Here is a 2,552-nt window from a genome sequence, read left to right on the forward strand (position 1 = left end):
GGCACAGCCCTCCCGCGCGATCGCCCCGCCTGCGCCTGCGGCCGAAGGGGCAACGCCGCCGGCGCCGTCGCGCCCGGCCCGGCCGCCGAGTTCTGCGACCCGGCCCGAACGTTCCAAAGCACCCCCTGCGTCGGCGGTGCCGGCGATGCCGCCTCACCGGCCGGATGCGCCGCGCCCCGTCGTTGCCGCACCGCCACCTGAGCCGCCCGCGCCAGCGATCGGCCACCCTCCGGCTGCGCCGCGCGCGACGGAAGAGGTCGCTTCCCCCCGAGGCGCACCGGCAGTGCCGCCGCCGACACCGAGTCCGGTGCCGATGCCCGATGCTCCGCCGCCGGTCGCGGCCGTGCCGCCTGCGCCGGCCGACCGGCCGCCACCTGCCCTTGCCCCCGTCCAGCCGCCGCTGCCGCACCCGCACGTCGTGCAGCCCGTGTCGCCGCAGCCGGCCGGCGAGCCGACGATCACGATCGGCCAGATCGAGATCGTGATGGCGCCGCCGCCACGCCCGGCCCCCACCCCCGCCCCGCCGCCCGATCGCGGCTTCGCCCGCTACGCCGCGATGCGCAGCGCGCGCGACCGGGCGCGCTGGTAGGCCGCGCCATGCCCGGCCTCCTCCCCATCGCCGGCGCCTCGCGCACGCTGCGCACGCTGCTGCGCGACCGCATGAGGCAGGAGACCGTCTCGGTCACGCTCGCCCCACCCGACGTCGCACCGGACGGCGCAAGCGGCCTGCGCGTGAACCTCTACCTCCTGCATGTCGTCCCCAACCCGCACCTGGCGAACCTGCCGCCGCGGCCTGACGCCGCCGGCCGCGTGCCGGTGCGCCCGCCGCTCGGCATGGATCTGACCTACCTGCTGACCAGCCATGCCGCCGACGAGACGGACGCGACGGCCGACATCGATGCGCAGGCGGCGCTGGCCGACGCGCTCGCGGTGCTGCACGAGCACGCGATCGTCACCCCGGCGCTGCGCGTGACGCGCGCTACCATCCCGGATGCGCCGCAGGGCGCACCGGTGATGGATCTCGAACTGCTCGGCCAGACCGAGCGCCTGACGATCACGCTGCGCCGCGCCGATCTCGCCGAGATCACCCAGATCTGGTCCGCCCTGAACACCACGCCGCTGCGCCGCGCCGCGCTGATCGGGGTCTCGGTGGTGGAGCTCCTGCCGCGCGAGCACCGCGCCGCGCCGCAGCCCGTCACGGAACGGCGCATCTATCTCCAGCCGTTCCGTCCGCCGCTGATCCTCGATGCCTATCGCACGCCGGCGCCCAGCGAACGGCCGGGCGAACGGCGCGTGCGCATCGGCGACACGGTGACCATCGAGGGCGAGAACCTGCGCGCGCCGCGCACGCTCGTGCAGTTCGGCGACCTCGCCCCCGTCGAGGTGCTGCCGCTGCCCACAGGGCGCATCGTCACCGCTGCGATCCCGGACGACGCCGCGCTGCAGCCCGGCACGCTGGCGCTGCGGGTGATCGCCGAGCGCCCGCCATCGGGTGTCGGCGGGGGCGAGGGGCCCGGCGTGCCGGTGACCGACCTGCCCGCGCCGCCCGAGCCGCGCCACCTCTCCGACACCACCGTGCTGCAGCTCATCCCGCGCGTCACCGCGGCGACGATGCTGCCCTCCGCCGGCGCGCTCGCCGCCCGGCTGCGCGTGGACGGGCAGCGCCTGTTCGTCGCCGGGGCAGCGACGCTCGTGTTCGTCGGCGATCGCGTCGCCGCCGTGGGCGATCCGCCGAACGCCACGGCCGCGCCGAGCGCGACCGCGGTCGAGGTGCGGCTCGCCGATCTCGGCGCAACCGCGGCCGAACTCTCCGGCGCGGCCGTGCGCGTGCGGGTGAACGGCGCGGAGAGCGCCGATGCGGTCACCGTGCCATGACGCATGACCGCGCCCGCGCGCCCGGAACGCTGCCGGACTGGCAGGGCTGGAACGACCGGCATCTCGGTCTCGCGATCGCGCGCTGCCGCCTCGCCCTCGCCGCCCATCTCGCGCCCTCGGGCACGGATGCGGAGGCCGTGCGGTCGGATCTGGCGCGGCTGGCCTCGGAGCAGGCAGCGACGGAGGCGGAGCTGCGCGCGGCCGGCCAGGTGCCGTCGCTGGTCGCGCTCTCGGAGCGGCTGGGGCTGTCGCGGCTCGAGACCGATGTCGTCGTCCTCTGCCTCGCCGCCGAGATCGATGCCGACGTGGCAGGCATGCTCTCCCGGCCGGGTCGCCCGGGACCGCATGTCACCGCCGGGCTCGCGGTGGCGCTCGCCGGCGGTGCCGCACCCTCGGCCATGCTGGCGCTCTCCTCGTCCGGCGTGCTCGCAGGGTTGAGGATCGTGGAGATCGCGCCGGACCTCCCGCTTGCGGCCGCGCCGCTGCGGCTCTCGCCCCGGGTGCGAGACTTCCTGCTCGGCCTCGACCGGCTCGACGAGCAGGCCGCCGGGCTGCTGCTGCCGCTCGAGGCGCCTGCCCTGCCGCGCGCGCTGAAACGCGTCGTGCACGCGGCGGCAGGTGCGGAGGCCACCGTGCTGCTCGGCGCGCCGGAGTGCGGCGGGCGGGCGGTGGCGGCC

Annotated in this window: 3 protein-coding genes; all 3 read left to right on the forward strand. The window is 77.0% G+C overall.

Translation table 11 applies throughout. The features are described from left to right. Positions 1-313 precede the first annotated feature (313 nt). A complete protein-coding gene (locus tag FK498_RS18350) occupies positions 314-589 on the forward strand; it encodes a hypothetical protein (protein ID WP_141857108.1) in 276 nt (91 codons plus the stop codon). 8 nt (positions 590-597) lie between these two features. Beyond that, complete coding sequence (locus tag FK498_RS18355; RefSeq protein WP_141857110.1) at positions 598-1,875, forward strand: Pvc16 family protein; 1,278 nt, start codon at positions 598-600, stop codon at positions 1,873-1,875. Beyond that, on the forward strand, positions 1,872-2,552 hold a 681-nt coding region (locus tag FK498_RS18360), incomplete at its 3' end, for a hypothetical protein (RefSeq protein ID WP_202614928.1). The genes FK498_RS18355 and FK498_RS18360, both read left to right, overlap by 4 nt.

The organism is Elioraea sp. Yellowstone (assembly GCF_006704265.1).
GTDB lineage: Bacteria > Pseudomonadota > Alphaproteobacteria > Acetobacterales > Acetobacteraceae > Elioraea.